The sequence below is a fragment of the Vibrio sp. SG41-7 genome (assembly GCF_014164465.1).
GTDB classification, from domain to species: Bacteria; Pseudomonadota; Gammaproteobacteria; order Enterobacterales; family Vibrionaceae; genus Vibrio; species Vibrio splendidus.
In genome coordinates this window covers 19,051-38,080 of record NZ_JACJFF010000048.1, presented here as the reverse complement: position 1 = coordinate 38,080, position 19,030 = coordinate 19,051, and the positions used below count along the sequence as shown (strand labels likewise).

Annotated in this window: 16 protein-coding genes; 12 read left to right on the top strand and 4 right to left on the bottom strand. The window is 44.5% G+C overall.

The features are described from left to right. Positions 1 to 1,228, bottom strand: a 1,228-nt coding sequence (gene srmB / locus H5300_RS14085; RefSeq protein ID WP_182796212.1) for an ATP-dependent RNA helicase SrmB, incomplete at its 3' end; no start/stop codon positions are given. Between the two features lie 107 nt (positions 1,229 to 1,335). After that, complete coding sequence (locus H5300_RS14080; protein ID WP_004735006.1) at positions 1,336 to 2,064, bottom strand: tRNA1(Val) (adenine(37)-N6)-methyltransferase; 729 nt, start codon at positions 2,062 to 2,064, stop codon at positions 1,336 to 1,338. A gap of 314 nt (positions 2,065 to 2,378) precedes the next feature. Here H5300_RS14080 and brnQ point away from each other — a divergent pair, with 314 nt between their 5' ends. Next, the gene (brnQ, locus tag H5300_RS14075; RefSeq protein ID WP_017077715.1) at positions 2,379 to 3,692 is read left to right on the top strand and encodes a branched-chain amino acid transport system II carrier protein; all 1,314 of its coding nucleotides are present in this window, start codon (positions 2,379 to 2,381) and stop codon (positions 3,690 to 3,692) included. A gap of 181 nt (positions 3,693 to 3,873) precedes the next feature. Here brnQ and fldB read toward each other — a convergent pair whose 3' ends face one another. After that, positions 3,874 to 4,395, bottom strand: coding sequence for a flavodoxin FldB (gene fldB, locus H5300_RS14070; protein WP_004735008.1), 522 nt, complete (start codon positions 4,393 to 4,395; stop codon positions 3,874 to 3,876). A 150-nt stretch (positions 4,396 to 4,545) separates the two neighbouring features. Between fldB and xerD the strand changes: the two genes are divergently transcribed. From xerD to H5300_RS14030, 8 genes are all read left to right on the top strand, one after another. Next, positions 4,546 to 5,460: a site-specific tyrosine recombinase XerD gene (gene xerD / locus H5300_RS14065; protein WP_004735009.1), complete on the top strand. Its 915-nt coding sequence runs from the start codon at positions 4,546 to 4,548 to the stop codon at positions 5,458 to 5,460. Between the two features lie 26 nt (positions 5,461 to 5,486). Then, entirely contained in the window at positions 5,487 to 6,266 is a 780-nt protein-coding gene (locus tag H5300_RS14060; RefSeq protein WP_017077716.1) for a thioredoxin fold domain-containing protein, read from the top strand. Between the two features lie 79 nt (positions 6,267 to 6,345). Next, positions 6,346 to 8,082 (top strand): single-stranded-DNA-specific exonuclease RecJ, encoded by a 1,737-nt coding sequence (gene recJ, locus H5300_RS14055; RefSeq protein ID WP_004735011.1) that lies wholly within the window; start codon positions 6,346 to 6,348, stop codon positions 8,080 to 8,082. 251 nt (positions 8,083 to 8,333) lie between these two features. After that, a protein-coding gene (gene prfB, locus H5300_RS14050; RefSeq protein WP_099426155.1) for a peptide chain release factor 2 occupies positions 8,334 to 9,432 on the top strand; the annotation gives its coding sequence in 2 pieces (ribosomal slippage) (positions 8,334 to 8,408 and positions 8,410 to 9,432; 1,098 coding nt in all). Between the two features lie 98 nt (positions 9,433 to 9,530). After that, entirely contained in the window at positions 9,531 to 11,063 is a 1,533-nt protein-coding gene (lysS, locus tag H5300_RS14045; protein ID WP_004735013.1) for a lysine--tRNA ligase, read from the top strand. Between the two features lie 270 nt (positions 11,064 to 11,333). Next, on the top strand, positions 11,334 to 12,668 hold the full coding sequence (vpsR, locus tag H5300_RS14040) for a cyclic-di-GMP-binding transcriptional regulator VpsR (RefSeq protein WP_004735014.1): 1,335 nt from the start codon (positions 11,334 to 11,336) through the stop codon (positions 12,666 to 12,668). Positions 12,669 to 13,274: 606 nt separating this feature from the next. Next, positions 13,275 to 13,526, top strand: a complete 252-nt coding sequence (locus tag H5300_RS14035; protein ID WP_004735015.1) for a hypothetical protein — start codon at positions 13,275 to 13,277, stop codon at positions 13,524 to 13,526. A 214-nt stretch (positions 13,527 to 13,740) separates the two neighbouring features. Beyond that, positions 13,741 to 14,052 carry a DUF6482 family protein gene (locus tag H5300_RS14030; protein WP_004735016.1) on the top strand — a complete coding sequence of 104 codons (312 nt, stop codon included), beginning with the start codon at positions 13,741 to 13,743 and terminating at the stop codon, positions 14,050 to 14,052. Positions 14,053 to 14,138: 86 nt separating this feature from the next. On the opposite strand, the gene mutH is transcribed toward H5300_RS14030, so the two are convergent. Continuing rightward, entirely contained in the window at positions 14,139 to 14,804 is a 666-nt protein-coding gene (mutH, locus tag H5300_RS14025; RefSeq protein ID WP_086027492.1) for a DNA mismatch repair endonuclease MutH, read from the bottom strand. A gap of 616 nt (positions 14,805 to 15,420) precedes the next feature. On the opposite strand from mutH, the gene rppH reads away from it, so the two are divergent. From rppH to H5300_RS14010, 3 genes are read left to right on the top strand one after another with little or no spacing between them, the layout of a single operon-like run. Then, complete coding sequence (rppH, locus tag H5300_RS14020) at positions 15,421 to 15,939, top strand: RNA pyrophosphohydrolase (RefSeq protein WP_004735018.1); 519 nt, start codon at positions 15,421 to 15,423, stop codon at positions 15,937 to 15,939. Positions 15,940 to 15,941: 2 nt separating this feature from the next. After that, on the top strand, positions 15,942 to 18,191 hold the full coding sequence (ptsP, locus tag H5300_RS14015; protein ID WP_182796211.1) for a phosphoenolpyruvate--protein phosphotransferase: 2,250 nt from the start codon (positions 15,942 to 15,944) through the stop codon (positions 18,189 to 18,191). Between the two features lie 8 nt (positions 18,192 to 18,199). Next, positions 18,200 to 18,991, top strand: coding sequence for a sulfite exporter TauE/SafE family protein (locus H5300_RS14010; RefSeq protein ID WP_004735020.1), 792 nt, complete (start codon positions 18,200 to 18,202; stop codon positions 18,989 to 18,991). The last annotated feature ends 39 nt before the right edge of the window (positions 18,992 to 19,030 follow it).

Genomic DNA, 19,030 nt, shown 5'->3' with positions numbered 1-19,030 from the left:
TCTTTTTCTTAGCAATTTTTTGCTTCGCGACCGCTTTCTTGTCTTCTTTCTTCGGTTTCTTCTTCTTCGTTACCGCGGCTTTCTTATGCGTAGGGCGCATGCCTTCGATGAAGCGTTCTTTGATCGCATCTTCAGTGTAACGAGCCACACGTTCAATCATTAGCTGATCGTGCGCTTCAATGATAGAAACCGCGTTACCTTTCTTACCTGCACGAGCCGTACGGCCGATACGGTGAAGGTAGACATCTGCTGTACGCGGCATGTCGTAGTTAATAACGTGGCTCACATCAGGAAGATCGATACCACGAGCTGCGACGTCAGTTGCCAGCAGTACGTTGATAGAACCATCGCGGAAACGAGAAATCGCGTTGTTACGACGATCTTGAGGCATTTCACCTTGAATCCACACACATGGAATCTGTGCACTTTCTAGTTGAGCTCGTAGCTCACCTAGGCGATCACGCGTCTTCAAGAAGATGATGCTGCGTTCAGCTTGCTCTGTGATGATATGTTTTAGGATATTAAGCTTGTGCTTAGCTGAATCGGCGCGGTGATACCATTGAGTGATCTTCTTACGTTCACGCAGTGATGATTTAGCATCGATCTCTGCTGGGTTTTTCAGAAGATCTTCAGTGAAACCTTCAATACCTTTACCTTCTAGCGTTGCTGAGAACAGTAAAGTTTGTTTACGCCAGCGACACTCTGCAGATAGACGGTCAACAACAGGACCAAAGCCCATGTCTAGCATACGGTCTGCTTCATCCAGAACTAACCATTCAATTGCACGGCAGTCAAAACGCTCGCCTTCAATGTATTCCATTAAACGACCAGGTGTTGCGACTACGATATCTTGAGTTGTGCTTAAGATATCTGCGTGCTCTTGGTACATCACACCGCCCGTGATCGTAAAGATGTTCAGGCTGGTGTATTTAGCAAGCTCACGTGCTTGTTCGGTGATCTGCATTGCTAGTTCACGCGTTGGCGTTAGGATAAGCATACGTGCAGGGCCAGATTTCTTACGTGGGAAATCCAGTAGGTATTGCAGTGCTGGCAATACAAATGATGCTGTTTTACCAGTACCTGTTGGCGCAGAAGCCAAAACGTCTCTTCCATCTAACGCTTGTGGGATTGCTTCAGCTTGTACCTGTGTTGGGCGTTCGTAGCCCATTTCGTCAATTGCTTTAAGCAGCTCTTGGTTTAGATCGAGTTCTGCAAAGGTTCTGATCACTGTTGTTTCTCCACAAGCAATAAATGTTTCTGCCTCAAAAAGCAGACGATAAAAAAGAGTAGTCGGACATTATAGAAGCATTAGTGATTAGGATCACATGGTATTTGCTACATCTTGAGATAAAAATCTTTAGTAAGGGCAATAAATGCCTCGCTATAACCGCCATCGTGATGGATCGTAAGCGATTCACGCTGCAAATCTTGCTCACAAACAGGATCTTTAGACAATTCAAACAGGACTCGAATTGCCGGCTTTCTGTCTGTTGTTTTCACATCAAGGCGCTTTGCTAGGTACCAACCACATTGTTGGGCAAGCTTGATGAAGCCTTCTCCCTCGGTCGTCGGCAGTATAAAACTGGCTGTGGCGGCATCCGTCGTTATCTCGAAACAACGCTGAGCAAGCTCAAGGTGATCCAAGCTATTGGTGTGCCTCGCGGTGGCTCTTTGGCTTTGCTGTGCCTGCTCTCCAGAGTTGAAGTAGGGCGGATTACAAATTATTGCATCAAATCGTTGCGAGAAATCCGTGGTTAACACGCTGCCATGATGAAGGGAGATGCGATCTTGCCAAGGAGACTGCTCAATATTGACTGTGGCAGCATCAATGGCGTGCTGATCAATATCTATCGCAGAGATTGAAGCATCCTCAAAACGCTGCGCAGCCATCAAGGCCAACAGACCTGTTCCTGTTCCAATATCGAGTACACATGATCTTTGTGGCAGGCTTACCCACGCGCCAAGTAACACGCCATCGGTACTGACGGGCATGCCACTTTGTCCTCCGTAAATAGAGAATTTTTTGAAATTGAAGCTTTTGGTTTCGGTTTTTTTGTCTTTCATGAATGTTCTGGATATCGATATATTTTAAGTGATTAGCTCTAATGTTAATTAATTGTATGGCTCAATGTTCTATTTGAGAATTCATTGTTGTTAATTATGGTTAGTTTATAATTATGGCAATATTTCCATATCTAGTGGAATCCACTGCTTTTGGTTCTCAAATGCAAATTTATATGGTGTTTTTTTGTGGTGACTTGCAGCTAGCCAAGTGTTTCGTCATTATGCGCGACTATTTTATAGATTGATTGGCAGCTTCTAGCTGTAACATTCACGTAAGCACAACATAAATTCATAAATATAATTAAGGATTATCTGTGAAACAGAGTCTAAAACTAACAGATATAATGGCATTGGGCTTTATGCTTTTTGCGTTTTTCTTAGGTGCGGGTAACATCATCTTCCCACCTCTTGCTGGCCAATTAGCTGGTGACCACTTTCTTCCAGCGATGTCTGGTTTCCTGCTGACCGCCGTTGGTCTGCCGTTAATCACTATCGTCGCAGTTGCAGTGGCTGGTGGCTCTTGGGGTCATCTAACCAAAGATCTTCCAAAGCGAGCTGCAACTATCATGGCTGTGCTGATCTTTATCATCATAGGCCCTGCATTTGCTGCGCCACGTACCGGCCTTGTTGCTTATGAGATGGCGGTGAAACCGTTCTTCATCGATGCCTCTCAAGCTCACCTCACTCTTTTTTCGATTGCATTTTTTGTGGTAGCGATGTTCTTCTCATGGTCGCAAGGTAAGCTTATCGACGTAATTGGCAAGGTACTGACACCTGCACTATTTGTTGGTTTGGTTGTACTGGCAGTTGCTGTGTTCGTTAACCCACAAGGCGACATTCTTGCGGCTCACGGTGAGTACATTACTCAGCCACTGACCAAAGGTTTCCTTGAAGGCTACAACACCATGGATACGTTTGCTTCGTTGATGTTTGGTATGCTGATTGTTGATGCGATTCGCAGCAAGGGCATTACTGATCGTGCAGCGACGACTAAGTACCTTATCAGCGCAGGTTGTATTGCCGCGGCTGGTCTAGCGTTTGTTTACATCTCTTTGTTCTTCTTGGGTGCAACAAGCGCAACAGTCGCAGCGGGTGCGGACAATGGCGGCGCTATCTTAAGCCTTTACGTTCAATCACTGTTTGGCCCATCAGGTCAGCTAGTGCTTTCAGTGATCGTATTACTGGCATGTCTAACAACGGCGATTGGTCTTGTTTCAGCATGTTCTGATTACTTCAGCTCGCTAACGCCTTTGTCTTACAAGACTTGGGTAATCATCAACGGTGTAGCTTGTGCAACCGTAGCGAACGTTGGACTTTCTCAACTGATTTCTCTGTCAGTTCCAGTACTGTTTGCACTGTACCCAGTCGCTATCGCTCTAGTCGCACTGACATTCTTGCGTAGCCGTTTCCCTAATCCAAAAGCCGCTTACCGTGTGGTTGTATTAGTGTCTCTACTGTTCGCTCTTATTGATGGCGCTAAAGTAGCGGGTGTCGATGTGTCTGCACTTAAGATGCTGCCATTGTTCGAGATCGGTATGGGTTGGTTACTTCCAACTGCTGCAGCAATCATCTGCATGTTCTTTGTTGGTAAAGCAACAGAACAAGAGATGGCTGAAGAGACCGTTTAATCTTCCGTTGAGATTAAATTGTCCTTCGAGATGAAATAGAAAAGGCCTCATTACTTCGCAGTAAGGAGGCCTTTTTGTATCTAATCGATGATGTTCTTTCTGCCTGAAGCTTTTAGCCCTTAGCCTTAGCTCGTAGTTCTTAGCTCTTAGTTCTTAGCTCTGAACTCTAAGGAAGCAGAACTTATAGCTTTTCGCTGTACTCGACGAGGACTTGTTCAACCCAAGTTGCGATACGTTCGTCGCTGAGTTCGTACTGTGAATCTTCATCGAGAGCCAAACCAACAAACTGAGACTTGTCTTCTGTTAATGCTTTAGATGCTTCGAATTCGTAGCTGTCATCGTTTGGCCAGAAGCCGACAAACTCAGCGCCTGCGGTTTTCAATTCATCATGCAATAGACCCATCGCATCTAGGAACCATTCACCGTAGCCCTCTTGGTCACCTAGACCAAACAGAGCAACCACCTTACCTTTCATTGGCGTTGTTGCGATGTCTTCCCACAACTCATTCCAGTCTTCTTGAATTTCACCGAAATCCCACGTTGAGATACCAAGCAGTAAAAGGTCGTAGTCCGCCATAAAAGAAAGAGGGGTTTCTTTCACGTTATGGATATCAACTAAGTCTTCACCAATAATGCCGCGAATTTTCTCTGCTGCCATTTCGGTATAGCAGGTGGTTGAGCCGTAAAATAATCCAATTTTCATAGCAAACGTTCGATTTTAATTTCAGATGGCGAATTCTAACCATAAATCGACTTCGATTGCAGCGATTATCCGCTCAAGTCGTAATTTTTATGGCATTCATATTTGCTCTGACATACTCTCAAAACAGTTTCCAATATTGTGAGTAACACTATGCAGTCGCCTCAAGGGCAGAGCGCAGACCACGGTCTCGTTGAGCAGTTTTTAGATGCTATGTGGATGGAGAGGGGGTTATCGGAGAATACGCTTGTCTCATACCGTACCGACTTGTCCAAGCTTCTAACGTGGATGGAAAAGAACAATTACCGCCTCGACTTTATAAGCCTTTCAGGGTTACAGGATTATCAAGGCTGGTTAGCCGACGCCGATTTTAAGCAGACTTCCCGCGCTCGCATGTTGTCGGCGATTCGTCGCTTGTTCCAATACTTGCACCGCGAGAAAGTGAGAGGCGATGACCCGAGTGCATTGTTGATTAGCCCTAAGCTGCCACAGCGCTTGCCAAAAGATTTGAGTGAAGAGCAAGTTAATGCACTGCTAGAGGCTCCTGATCCCAATGACCCTATTGAACTTCGCGATAAAGCGATGCTTGAGTTATTATATGCAACTGGTCTTCGTGTGACCGAGTTAGTCAGTTTGACGATGGAAAATATCAGCCTAAGACAAGGCGTGGTGCGTGTTATTGGTAAAGGCGGTAAAGAGCGCTTGGTGCCAATGGGCGAAAATGCCGTGGACTGGATTGAGACTTTTATTGAACAAGGTCGGCCACAACTGCTCGGCGAAAACAGTTCTGATGTGGTTTTTCCGAGTAAACGCGCCAAGCAAATGACCCGTCAGACGTTCTGGTATCGTATTAAGCATTACTCGGTTGTTGCTGGTATAGATACAGAGCTATTGTCACCACACGTATTAAGACACGCTTTTGCGACTCATTTACTGAACTATGGCGCAGATCTCAGGGTCGTACAGATGTTGCTTGGGCATAGTGACTTATCGACAACCCAAATTTATACTCACGTGGCGACCGAAAGACTGAAGCAAATTCACGCGCAGCATCACCCACGTGCTTAAATCCATTTATTTTTAAGGTGAACTTAATGAGCGTATTACGCCGTCTTCCTCTATTAGTGCTTCCTCTCATGATTACTGCATGTAATGCATCAGAAGCGAAAGTAGAACAAACATCAACAGCCGTAGAAGTTGCTCCAGCTCAAGCTATTGATACAGCAGCGTTAACTAAGCGTTTTGAAAAAATCGGTATCAAGGTAGAGAAGATCGTTCCTTCAGACATCGATGGCCTATTAGAAATTCAAACTAACAGTGGCATTATCTTTTCTTCTCCAGAGGGCGATCACTTTCTAGCCGGCACTCTTTACTCTCTGGATGATAACGGCAAATTCAGTGACGTTCTGGCTGAGCGTCAAGCTCCACTTAATGCTGAAAAGGTCGCGGCGATGTCGGATACAGTTATCGAATATAAAGCCGATAACGAAAAGTACGTTGTGACGGTATTTACTGACATTACCTGTGGTTACTGTGTTCGTCTGCACAGCCAAATGCAAGGCTATAACGATCTAGGTATTACCGTTCGTTACATGGCTTACCCACGCCAAGGTGCAACAGGACAAGTTGCCGATCAAATGGCAGCAATCTGGGCTTCAGATGATCCAAAAACAGCCATGCACGATGCTAAAGTAAACCGTCAAATGCCAGCGTCTGGTAAAGACCTAGCAGAGCAGAAACAGATCATCGCTAAACAATACCAACTAGGTCGTGAGCTTGGCATCAATGGCACACCTGCTATCGTGCTAGCAAGTGGTGAGTTGGTGAGTGGTTACTTACCGCCAGCACAACTTCTTCAACGTTTAGAGCAATAATATCGTTTCTGTATTGCCAATTTATCCCTCATGTTTTTGATTTAAGGAGTGGCCTGATTAATATCAGGCCCATTTTTATATGATAGAGATCCAACGCCGTCCTGAGGTCGACACTTCAGTCTTACCTGCTCACTTACCTGACTTGTTAAAGCGCATTTATGTGAGTCGCGGAATCGACAGTGCCGACCAACTAGAGACAGCAGCGAAAGGCTTGCACTCTTATCAAAAACTGGGCGGCATTGATGCTGCGGTTGAATTGTTGTTCAAAGCCATTCAGCAGCAAAAACGCATCATCATTGTTGGTGATTTTGATGCCGATGGCGCAACCAGTTCGGCGTTGTCTGTGCTTGCTCTGCGTATGTTGGGCAGCTCTAACGTTGATTATCTAGTACCCAACCGTTTTGAAGATGGTTATGGCTTGAGCCCTGAGGTTGTCGAACAGGCGATCGAACTTGGTGCTGAAGTGATCATGACCGTGGACAACGGTGTCTCTTCGATTGACGGTGTCCGTTTCGCTAAAGAGCAAGGCCTTGATGTGCTGGTTACCGATCATCACTTGCCAGGCAATGAACTGCCAATCGCCGATGCGATGGTCAATCCGAACCTAGAAAGCTGCGCATTTCCTTCAAAAGCGCTAGCGGGTGTTGGTGTCGCCTTTTATCTGATGATGGCGTTGTGTGTTCACATGCGTAAGTTGGGTTGGTTTGCTCAACACGGTATGACAGAGCCCAAGTTGATGGAACTGATTGACCTAGTGGCACTGGGTACTGTTGCGGATGTGGTTCCACTTGATGAAAATAACCGAATCTTGGTGCACCAAGGGCTACAACGCATTCGTGCGGGCAAAGCTCGTCCGGGTATTCAAGCCTTGATTGAAATTGCTAAGCGAGATGCTAAGCGATTGGTTGCCTCCGATTTTGGTTTTGCGCTTGGTCCACGTATCAATGCGGCTGGCCGATTGGATGACATGTCTTTTGGTGTTGAGCTGCTAATGAGTAACAACATCCATGCCGCGCGTCGAATGGCCAGCGAGTTAGATGGCTTGAACCAAACACGTAAAGAGATCGAAGAGGGCATGAAACAAGAAGCGATGGCTTTTTGTGAGCGCCTTGAATTTGGTAAAGACGATTTGCCTTCTGGTTTGGCGCTGTTTCAACGTGATTGGCACCAAGGCGTAATCGGTATTCTCGCTTCGCGTATCAAAGACAAATATCACCGCCCAGTGATCGCATTTGCTGATGGTGGTGAAGGCAGTATCAAGGGTTCATGTCGTTCGATTCCAGGTTTGCACATGCGCGATGCGCTAGACAGAATCGATACTCAAAACCCTGGCTTGATCTTGAAGTTTGGTGGTCACGCAATGGCTGCCGGCTTAACCATTATGGAAAAAGACTTCGAGCGATTCAGCAAGATGTTTGATGACGTTGTGCGTAAAGAACTCGGTGAGACGGCACTTAAGGGCATAATCTTGTCTGATGGTGAGCTGTTACCTGAAGAGTTCTCAATGCACACCGCTGAGACGTTGCGTTCAGGTGGTCCGTGGGGCCAAGCTTTCCCAGAACCCATCTTTGATGGTGAGTTTAAAGTGCTGCATCAAAAACTGGTAGGTGAAAAACACCTTAAATTGATGCTAGAACCTCTATACAAAGGCCACCCAACCAATGTGATGATTGATGGTATTGCTTTCAATGTTGATTTACGTCGTTGGCCAGATGCGTCCGTGAAAACGGTTCACCTTGCATTTAAGCTTGATATCAACGAGTTTCGTGGCAACCAATCGTTGCAGTTGATGGTTGACCATATTGAAGCCAAATAGTTGAAGCCAAATAGCGTTATCGTTCACTGAATGATGTTCATCATTTAGCCCCAAATTCAACAAGCTCTGTTCAAAAACAGGGCTTGTTTTCTTTCTTTCCCTTACAAATTTCACGTGTTTTTTCTGTCTGTCAATTTTATATTCCATTAAGTTGTTGAATCTTGGCTTTCCGCTCTAAAAAATTCTGTATCTCCGTCACACTTTTGAGTACAATTCTTCGGTTAAATTCTACTCATAAATGATGAGCTAAAATGTTTGAAATCAATCCTATTAAAAACCGTCTGCAGGATGTGTCTGAACGCACAAATATCCTGAGGGGGTATCTTTGACTATGACGCTAGAAAAGAGCGTCTAGAAGAAGTAAACGCAGAATTAGAACAACCGGATGTATGGAACGAACCTGAGCGTGCTCAAGCGCTAGGTAAAGAACGTTCTGCATTGGAAGCAGTAGTAGAAACGATCGACCAACTTGACCAAGGTGTTGAGGATGTTGAGGGTCTATTAGAGCTTGCGGTTGAAGAAGAAGACCAAGAAACGTTTGACGAAATCGAACCAGAACTGGCAGAGCTAGAAGCTAAGCTAGAAAAACTGGAATTCCGTCGTATGTTTGCTGGCGATCACGACGCATCAGATTGCTACATCGATTTACAGTCAGGCTCGGGCGGTACAGAAGCTCAAGATTGGACTTCAATGATGTTGCGTATGTACTTACGTTGGGCAGATTCGAAAGGCTTCAAGACTGAAGTTATCGAAGTGTCTGATGGTGATGTTGCTGGCCTTAAAGGCGCAACGGTACGTATTTCTGGTGAATACGCTTATGGTTGGTTACGTACAGAGACAGGTGTTCACCGTCTAGTTCGTAAGTCACCATTTGATTCAAGTGGCCGTCGTCATACTTCATTTGCATCTGCGTTTATTTACCCAGAGATTGATGACAACATTACGATCGATATTAATCCTTCTGACTTACGTATTGACGTATACCGTGCCTCTGGTGCTGGTGGTCAACACGTAAACACCACGGAATCGGCGGTACGTATTACTCACGTTCCAACCAACACCGTGGTTCAATGTCAGAATGACCGTTCGCAGCATAAGAACAAAGACCAAGCGATGAAGCAGCTACGTGCTAAGCTTTTTGAACTTGAGATTCAAAAACAAAATGCTGAAAAACAAGCGAGCGAAGAAACGAAATCAGACATCGGTTGGGGCAGTCAAATCCGCTCTTACGTACTGGATGATTCTCGTATCAAAGATTTGCGCACCGGCATCGAAAATCGCAATACTCAAGCGGTTCTTGACGGTGACTTAGACAAGTTTATTGAAGCTAGCCTGAAATCAGGTCTGTAAGCTTTACCAACTCTTAAGCTTTACCAATAATATTGGTAAAAATGCCTATATTTTCAAAAATATAGCTGTCCAAATTATAAAAGCAAGGTACATCTCTAATGACTGATGCTGTTCAAAACGAAAACGCACAAGAAGCTTCTTCACCTGAAGAGAACAAACTAATCGCTGAACGCCGTAGCAAGCTGGATCACATCCGCTTGAACTGCAAAGCGAACGGTCACCCAAATGATTTCCGTCGCGAGCACCTAGCTGGCGATCTTCAAGCGGAATTCGGTGAGAAGACTAAGGAAGAGCTAGAAGAGCTTAACCACATCGTTGCGATCGCTGGTCGTGTTATGGCGAAGCGTGGTCCATTCCTTGCGATTCAAGAAACTTCTGGTCGTATCCAAGCATACGCAGCGAAAGACGTACAAAAAGTACTGAAAGAGAAGTACCAAGGCCTAGATATCGGTGACATCATCGGTGTTAAAGGTGCGCTTCACAAATCTGGTAAAGGTGACCTTTACGTGAACATGGAAGAGTTTGAACTGCTAACTAAAGCACTTCGTCCTCTACCAGAGAAGTTCCACGGTCTAACTGACCAAGAGATGCGTTACCGTCAGCGTTACGTTGACCTAATCGTGAACGAAGACTCTCGTAACACATTCATCGTGCGTTCTAAGCTTGTGTCTTCAATCCGTAACTTCATGAGCTCAAAAGGCTACCTAGAAGTTGAAACGCCAATGATGCACGTGATCCCAGGCGGTGCTACAGCACGTCCATTCATCACTCATCACAACGCATTAGACATCGACATGTACCTACGTGTTGCACCTGAGCTTTACCTTAAGCGTCTAGTGGTTGGTGGTTTTGACCGTGTATTCGAGATCAACCGTAACTTCCGTAACGAAGGTCTTTCTCCACGTCACAACCCAGAATTCACAATGATGGAATTCTACCAAGCGTACTCTGACTACAAAGATCTAATGGATCTAACGGAAGAGATGCTAAGCACAGCAGCGATGGACGTTCTTGGTTCTACTTCTATGCCTTACGGTGACGAAACAGTTGAGTTCGGTGGCACTTACGCTCGCATGAGCATGTTCGATGCAATCAAACACTACACACCTGAAAATGCAAACATCCAAGCTCTAACTGAAGACGATCTTCAGAACAGAGAATTGATGGTTAAAATTGCAGAAGAAGTAGGTCTGTACGTTGAGAAATTCTGGACTTGTGGTCAGCTTCTTGAAGAGATCTTTGGTGAAACGGCTGAGCCTCAGCTAATTCAACCAACATTCATCACGGGTTACCCAGCGGACATCTCTCCATTGGCTCGTCGTAGCGACAGCAACCCATTCTTCACCGACCGCTTTGAGTTCTTCATCGGTGGCCGTGAAGTAGCGAATGGTTTCTCTGAGCTTAACGATGCACAAGACCAAGATGAGCGTTTTAAAGCGCAAGTTAACGCAAAAGACGCGGGTGATGACGAAGCGATGTACTACGATGCAGACTACATTACTGCACTAGAGCACGGCTTACCGCCAACAGCGGGTCAAGGTATTGGTATTGATCGTCTAGCGATGCTATTTACAAATACGCACACAATCCGTGACGTGATCTTGTTTCCGGCAATGCGTCCACAAGCGTAATACTCGCTTATGGGATGTAACAGCCCATCTGATTAAAAAGCCACCTTCGGGTGGCTTTTTCTGTTTTTAGGCTGCAAAACCTAGCCTGTACCGCACTCTTGATTCGAAAAACCATTATTTCTGACATAGTCTTACTATTGAGACATAAAATCTAAGATAGTCTCACTACTATACGTCCTGCGCTGAATACGATCTCGTGGCATTTTGTCGAACGATGAAGCAGTGACTCGTATTAGCTTGATTTAAATAAAAATAGAATAAGGAAGAAGGATGGGAACTCAATTTAAGATGGATTCCTTACCAGGTTCTCTTATCGTCGTTGGTGGTGCGTACGAACCCTGGTTATCAGTGTTAGAGCAAGTGGGTTGGCAATGTACCCAGTGTGCAGATTTACGAAAAGCCGATGCCTTGATTGCTGACATTGGCCCATGCATTGGCATTGTGGATCTTAGTCATGATGAGTTTAGCCTTAACGGTATCGCTAATCTCGTGAGCAACAACAAGCAAGTAAGATGGCTCGCCTTTATTCGTGAATCGCAATTGAGCTCTGATACCATTTGCCAATTTATCGTGAACTTCTGTATCGACTTTTTCACGGCGCCAATCCCAGATGCCCAGTTATTGAGTACCATTGGTCACCAACTGGGTATGCTCAAGCTTGAGCAGAAAGTATGGCCAAACTACGGCATCAACAACAATATGGGTTTGCTTGGCGACTCTGTGGCTGTGAAGCGTTTGAGAGACCAAGTAAAGCGCATTGGGCCGACAGATGTCAGTATCCTGATTTACGGAGAGAGTGGAGCAGGAAAAGAGACGGTTGCACGCTCAATTCATCAAAACTCTTCGCGAGCGCAAAAGCCATTTTTAACGGTCAATTGTCGTGCCTTGTCTGAAATGAGAATAGAGGCCGAGGTATTTGGTATCTCTGCACAGCCCGCTGCAGCACCTTGTCTGTTGGAAGAAGCCGATGGCGGAACCATTTTACTCAATGATGTATTGGCGATGCCACGTAATCAGCAGTTGAACCTGCTGCGTTTCTTACAAGAAGGTAAAATTGAAACTGCGGATGGTCCTAAGCCTGTCGATGTGCGTATTCTGGCCGCGAACTCTTCTGATATCGAAAAGGCATTGATCGAGGGCGACTTCAATGAAGAGCTTTATCATTACATCAATGTTCTGCGTATTCACGTTCCGAGCTTAAAAGAGCGAGTGAGTGATATTTCAGTATTGGCTAATCATTTTCTACGTGAGTATTCAAAAGAGTTTAATGCTCAAGCGAAGAGCTTTTCAGACGATGCTATCCGCTCGATGAATCGTTATCACTGGCCGGGTAATGTGCGTGAGCTGATGAATCAAATTAAGCGTGTCGTGCTGATGTCGGATGCGGTGATCATTGACGATCAACAACTGGATTTACCAAAACAGAATGATGAGCGCCGCAGTCTCAAAAGTATCCGTGAGCGTTCAGAGCGAGATGCGTTGCTGATTGTTCTAGAATCTTATGGTGGTCAAGTATCGTTGGCCGCTAAGGAGCTTGGAGTTTCGCGTGCAACCATGTACCGATTGCTGAATAAACATAGCCTGATTTCTGAAGGTGTTGTTTAGAGCTCTCTATTCATTGATTCTATCCAGTTAGTGTAAATCTAAGAGCCACGCATGATGCGTGGTTTTTTTATATCCATTGCTACAACTTTTTGTTGATCGTTGACTGACTGCTGACAGATTGAGCTATTGGAGGCTCGGTCTTTAAGATAGATGTTCTGTGATTTTATATAATCATAGTGAATATGTTATATATAAAGTGATATGCAACTGATATTTTGGGTGAATCATTTGTTTTGAAATTGTTAATCAATTATCGGTTGAATAATATACTCACTTGGTTAGACTTTATCCGTGAAAGCAACGGTTTAACAAAGACTTATTTGCTTTTATTATCTCATTTCTTTTTGGATTTTTTAGTTAGTTTGGAGGCGCAAATGAAACATTTCGATTTTATACAGCATATTTGCGCGTCGTTTGATCCGTGTACTGACATGGTGACAGTTATGTCACAAACATCAGCCATGGCCGATCGAAACACCCAAGATAAACCTAACTAATAGATCCGTACCCTTATTTGGCTGCGGAAAAATAGCAGCTAAGTGAGAAGCCCTCATACTATCTAATACGCTATTTTTCCTCAGTTTATTTTACAACTGGAGAGTTATTATGCGTCACTCAGTATACTTAAAACTAGCAACAGTCCTTATCCGTGCAGACCTTCGTCGTGAAGAACGTGAATGGCAACGAAAAGTTCGTCGTAGTTCATACGACCTACCATGGAACAATACTCATTTATTGAGAGATATTGGCCTTGAAGCCGATGGTCGACCAATTGGTTTTTCTGAACCTGAAGTCGTTACGATTGAACGTCGAGTTCGTCATCTTCGTCGAGTCTTAAGCGCGCGAATACCGACGTAATCTTGTGGGGTGATAGCGCCTTTCACCCCTTAAGATAAATATCAGCGATAGTTGTGGCGTCGAAAGTGCAAGCTTTTGAACTAAAACTGGCCAAAAAAGAGAAGCACTTGCTTCTCTTTTTTGCTTTTTTAAGCCGTTATGTGTGCTTTTTTAAGTCGTTATCTAGTAAAGAAAAAGAGTTCTACTACTCTTTATAGAGCAAGGGAGGCTGGCTATGCAAAAGCATCAATTAGACATGTGGTTACATGGAGAGCACAAAGACTCTTATCAAACACCGAAGGTATACGTTATTGGCTGTTCCGATATCTCGGAATATCTATTAGCAGTGGAATATAAACACAAGCTAGAACCGGTAAAGCAAGACGGTGAGCCGCTTCACTTTGGATCCTTGGATCAAGTGAAAGAAGAGTTGCTCCGGCTCGGTTTTGAAAAGGCGTATCTTCGCTTACACAACGCCTATGACGAGTTTGGTAATGAGCCAAGCCAAAGCTACTGTGATATTGAACTGGCGCTCAAACCTCATTAGAGAGCGTTTGTAGCTAGAGATTGATTCTAGTTACAGGCGGTTTGTAACATACTGATAGTTTGGTCCATCTATGCTAGATAAAAGCTCTATGCATAATGGGTTGTCAGCAATTTATGGGTGAATTGAGTCCGTAGATAGAAACCACGTGGCTTAGTCTTGATAGGTTTTCCACTTGCACCGTAAGCTTCTGTTAACACGCGACTGTTGGCCGCTTTTGGTCGTAAATGCAGTGCTTCACCGTGTCTTGCTGTTATCTGCTCAACATTACCCAACACGATCAACTCCATCAGCTCTTCCCAATCTCTTTTCAGGAGTTCGTTTTCAGCTAGGCTTGGTGTCCAGAGTAATGGGGAGCCAACATGCCTTTCTGCCAGCGGGATCTCTCTTTCTCCCTCAACAGGGATCCACAACACTTTAGACAGCTTGTTTCGAACGTGACTGGTTTCCCAAGTTATGCCTTGCACGCCCATCAATGGAGCGACACAAACAAAGGTGGTTTCGAGTGGCTTTCCAGAGTAGCCAATCGGGATGCTTTTAAGCTCGATACCGAGTTTGGCAAAATCTTGTTCTGGTTTGCTGCCAGCGGGCGCACCCAAGTGCCATTCCAATAGCTGTCCAACCCAGCCTTTATCACGCTTGAGGTCGTTTGGCATCACCATCTCAGCTTCATCGGCGAGCTCTTTAAAGGTCATTCCGGCGATAGCATACGCTCTGTCTAGCAGCTCTTGTTGTGTTTGTGGTTCTGGTTTCATAATAAAAGGCATGATCAAAAAAATGATTTTACCAGAAGTTATCACCATATGACGACTGGTTAAGAAATGATCTCCTTGTTAGGAAAGGGATCAAACTCATGGTTATCCACAGGACATAAAGGTAATTAATTGAAATATTAATTTAGTGGATAAATAAACAGGGGTTTATGGTGTATTAAATGCTTGCCAAATGGGGTTCAAAATGAATCTTTCACTTACTAGTGTGGATAAACATCGGAGTGGTTGATCTTTAACCATGTTCTGTTTTTGAAAGATCTTTTACTTTTCTAATGTTTTTGAAAATGAAAAATTAATTTTAATTTATTGATTTTTAATGGAATAAATTATATTTGTTCGACTTGGTGTTTTTGGTGTTGATGAATCTATGGATTAAAAAAAACGATTGCGGGTAATTCTTCACATAGTTATTCACAGAAAAGGTGAATAAATGTGGTCTATGTCTCACTATTGTGTGGGTAACTAGAATTTGAGCAAAACTTATCCATATTCTTAGTTAATATTCATAAATATAGCGCTTGTCACGTCACTAAGTTTGCTCCGATTGGGGATATGTGGAAAAATCAGAGTAATTAAAAATTTAGATAGAGGTTGGCCAGTGATAGATGGCGATGGTTACCGATTAAATGTTGGTATTGTAATCTGTAACAACCATGGTCAGGTCTTCTGGGCTAAACGATACGGGCAACATTCATGGCAATTCCCTCAAGGGGGAATAGATGAAGGTGAAACTCCGGAACAGGCAATGTACCGCGAGTTGTATGAAGAGGTTGGCCTTACTAAAAAGGATGTAAAGATCGTCGCGACAAGTCGTCATTGGTTACGCTATAAGCTGCCCAAACGACTGGTTCGGTGGGATTCTAAACCTGTCTGTATTGGACAAAAACAGAAGTGGTTCCTTTTACGCTTAGATTGCGATGAATCGCAGATCAATATGCAGCGTGGAAGTACACCTGAGTTTGATGGTTGGCGTTGGGTGAGTTACTGGTACCCAGTTCGACAAGTTGTTTCTTTCAAGCGAGATGTTTACCGTCGAGCGATGAAAGAATTCGCATCTTTAGCAATGCCGTTTAAAGAGCGAAAAACAAAAGGAAAACGCAAATTGCGTAGAGGTTAAGCATGCTCAGTCAACTAAGGGAAATAGTTGAACACGTATCAAGAGTTGAAGATGTGTCGACGGCTCTTGATATTTTGGTTAAAGAGACATGCAGTGCGATGCAGACGGAATGTTGCACCGTGTATTTGGCAAATAATGATATGCAGCGTCTTGAGTTGATGGCAACTCAAGGCCTGATCTTCAAAGGCAATAGCATTCACATTGGTTTTGACGAAGGTCTGGTTGGTCTTGTTAAAAGAAGTGCTGAACCTATCAACCTTGCACAAGCGTCTGCTCACCCTGCTTATAAGTTTTTTCCAGAGCTTGGAGAAAAGGTTTATCACTCTTTTCTCGGCACTCCGATTATCCATCGCAAGCAAGTGCTTGGCGTATTGGTCATTCAACAGAAGTCTCCTCGTTTATTCAGTGAGATGGAAGAATCTTTCCTTGTCACTCTCTCAGCACAACTTGCGGTCATTGTGGCGCACGCTCAAACTCAAGGCCATTGGCTTTTAGAGCAACAGAAGCTACCTAAGATTAAAGGTATTGCAGCTTCATCGGGCGTTGCGATTGGTGATTTATGGTGGGACAACACTCAGCCTGAACTCACCGATGTTTATCCAGCATCGACGCTTAATGTTGAAAGAGAGCATGAAATGCTGGCGGTCGCCGTCGAAAATGCTCTCAATGACTTTAAGCGAATGCGAAAGCGCCTAGACAGTGAAATCAATAAAGACGCGTTGGCGATCTTTGATCTGTTTACTCACTTACTCAACGATCCAATGTTACGTAAGGATCTTAAGAGCCAAATCCAGAAAGGCGATAAGGCCGATTGGGCATTAAGGCAGGTTGTTGAGAGCTACTCGAATCGCTTTGCTCGTATGTCAGACGTGTACCTTCGTGAGAGGGCACAAGACATCCGAGAGCTTGGTCAAAGATTGCTCTATTTCCTTCACAATTCTGAACATGAACTTCGCACGTTAGATAAGCCAATTATTTTGGTGGTTCGAGAGTTAACGGCTTCGGTATTGGCCTCTATTCCCAAAGAAAAACTATTAGCGGTTATTTCTTTGGAAGGGGCGGCGAACTCACATGCCGCGATTTTATCTCGAGCTTTGGGTATTCCTTCTGTTATGGGGGTTAACCTAAATCTTGCTCAAGCGAATGGTAAGCAAGCGATTGTTGACGGGTATAGTGGCGAGATCTTTATTGAGCCGACTCAAAACCTGCTCAAAGAATATCAAGGGCTGATTCTAGAAGAGAGTGAGCTCTCTTCGATGGTCAATCGAGAACTATACTTACCAGCAAAAACGCAAGACAACCAGCAAGTCGAGATCCTGCTTAATGCGGGCTTGAGTGCCGACACCAATATCGCTATCAACCAAGGCGTTGATGGGGTAGGTCTCTATCGAACCGAAATTTCTTTCTTGTTGCAGCAGAGGTTTCCGTCAGAGGACGAACAATTCAAGCAATACCGTTCTGTACTCGCGAGCTACCCTGAGAAGCAAGTGGTGATGCGTACACTCGATATCGGTGGCGATAAGGCCTTACCTTATTTCCCTATCGAAGAGGACAACCCATTCCTTGGCTGGCGTGGTATTCGTTTTACGCTCGATCATCCTGACATCTTTATTATTCAGTTACGTGCCATGCTACGTGCGAGCTGTGAAAGCCATAACTTGAGTATTTTGCTGCCGATGATCTCTGGTGCGCAGGAACTGGATGACGCGCTACAACTTATTGAACAAGCGTATGACGAAGTGCATGAGCTTGATAACCGAGTGCGCATGCCTCGCGTTGGTATCATGATTGAAGTGCAATCAATGCTTTACATACTGCCGCTGATTGCTGATAAGGTCGACTTTGTTTCAGTCGGTACCAACGACTTAACTCAATATTTATTAGCGGTTGATCGGAACAATTCACGAGTATCCGATGTCTATGAATCAATGCACCCTGCGGTGATCATGGCATTAAAACAAATTCATGATACTTGTAAGCAACATCAATTACCTGTGTGTATTTGTGGCGAGCTAGCCGGTGATCCTATGGGCGCGTTGTTACTGATTGGGTTGGGGTATGAGACGTTAAGTATGAATACCTCGAATGTCGCGAGGACTAAATATTTGATTCGCCAATCTAACTTGAGTGAATTACAGGATTTGGCAAATAGAGCGCTTTCAAAACCATATGGTAGTGACATCTATAGTATGATGCTGAACTATTTCGAAGAGCGTGAATTTACAGGCTTCATTCGAGCAGGTAAAAAATAGGATTTAACGTGTCATATGAACTGATAGGCTTGTTAGCGGGCCTTGGTGCTATTGTTGGTGTTTTAGCGGGCTTGCTAGGCATTGGCGGTGGTTTGCTGGTCGTTCCTGCCTTGCTATTTTTGCTTCCTAAAGCGGGTATTCCTCAAGAGTTTGCGATGCAAATGGCATTGGCAACCTCGTTATCAACCATTATTGTTACCTCGGGATCGTCTGCAATTAACCATTTAAAATTGGGTAATGTGGAACTTTTTGTCGTTAAGTGGTTGATGCCTGGTGTGGTGATTGGTGGTTTCCTAGGTTCTTTTGTCGCCGACGTTATTCCTGCTCAATATCTGCCAAAAGTCTTTGGTGTGATTGTCTTGGTATTGGCGTTGCAGATGTTGTTGTCGATCCGCTCTAAGAGTCAAAAGTCGATGCCGGGTTCAGCTAAGACCATGTTATGTGGTGGCGGTATTGGTTTGGTTTCAAGCTTGGCTGGTATTGGTGGTGGTTCTTTATCTGTGCCTTTCCTTAACCATCACGGTGTGGAAATGCGTAAAGCTGTAGGCTCATCCTCTGTATGTGGTTGTGTTATCGCGATTTCGGGAATGCTAGGCTTTATTTGGCATGGCTCTTCTGTCGATGATCTTCCGGCGTATAGCTTGGGTTATGTTTATCTACCGGCTTTGATAGCGATATCTTGTACCTCAGTACTAACCACACGAGTTGGCGCTAAACTGGCCACTCAATTGCCAACCCCCGTGCTGAAGAAATTCTTTGCGGTATTTTTAATGTTTATAGCAGCCACTATGCTGCTGTAGTGTCTTTTCTGTTAGCTGTTGAGTTAACCGTTATTCAAT

What these genes read in the sequence shown, in the direction of transcription:
- ptsP (WP_182796211.1), top strand. Translation starts at nt 15,942, where the DNA reads ATGCTCAGTCAACTAAGGGAAATAGTTGAACACGTATCAAGAGTTGAA.
- vpsR (WP_004735014.1), top strand. Translation starts at nt 11,334, where the DNA reads ATGGGAACTCAATTTAAGATGGATTCCTTACCAGGTTCTCTTATCGTC.
- lysS (WP_004735013.1), top strand. Translation starts at nt 9,531, where the DNA reads ATGACTGATGCTGTTCAAAACGAAAACGCACAAGAAGCTTCTTCACCT.
- xerD (WP_004735009.1), top strand. Translation starts at nt 4,546, where the DNA reads ATGCAGTCGCCTCAAGGGCAGAGCGCAGACCACGGTCTCGTTGAGCAG.
- H5300_RS14030 (WP_004735016.1), top strand. Translation starts at nt 13,741, where the DNA reads ATGCAAAAGCATCAATTAGACATGTGGTTACATGGAGAGCACAAAGAC.
- recJ (WP_004735011.1), top strand. Translation starts at nt 6,346, where the DNA reads ATGATAGAGATCCAACGCCGTCCTGAGGTCGACACTTCAGTCTTACCT.
- H5300_RS14080 (WP_004735006.1), bottom strand. Translation starts at nt 2,064, where the DNA reads ATGAAAGACAAAAAAACCGAAACCAAAAGCTTCAATTTCAAAAAATTC.
- mutH (WP_086027492.1), bottom strand. Translation starts at nt 14,804, where the DNA reads ATGAAACCAGAACCACAAACACAACAAGAGCTGCTAGACAGAGCGTAT.
- H5300_RS14035 (WP_004735015.1), top strand. Translation starts at nt 13,275, where the DNA reads ATGCGTCACTCAGTATACTTAAAACTAGCAACAGTCCTTATCCGTGCA.
- fldB (WP_004735008.1), bottom strand. Translation starts at nt 4,395, where the DNA reads ATGAAAATTGGATTATTTTACGGCTCAACCACCTGCTATACCGAAATG.
- H5300_RS14060 (WP_017077716.1), top strand. Translation starts at nt 5,487, where the DNA reads ATGAGCGTATTACGCCGTCTTCCTCTATTAGTGCTTCCTCTCATGATT.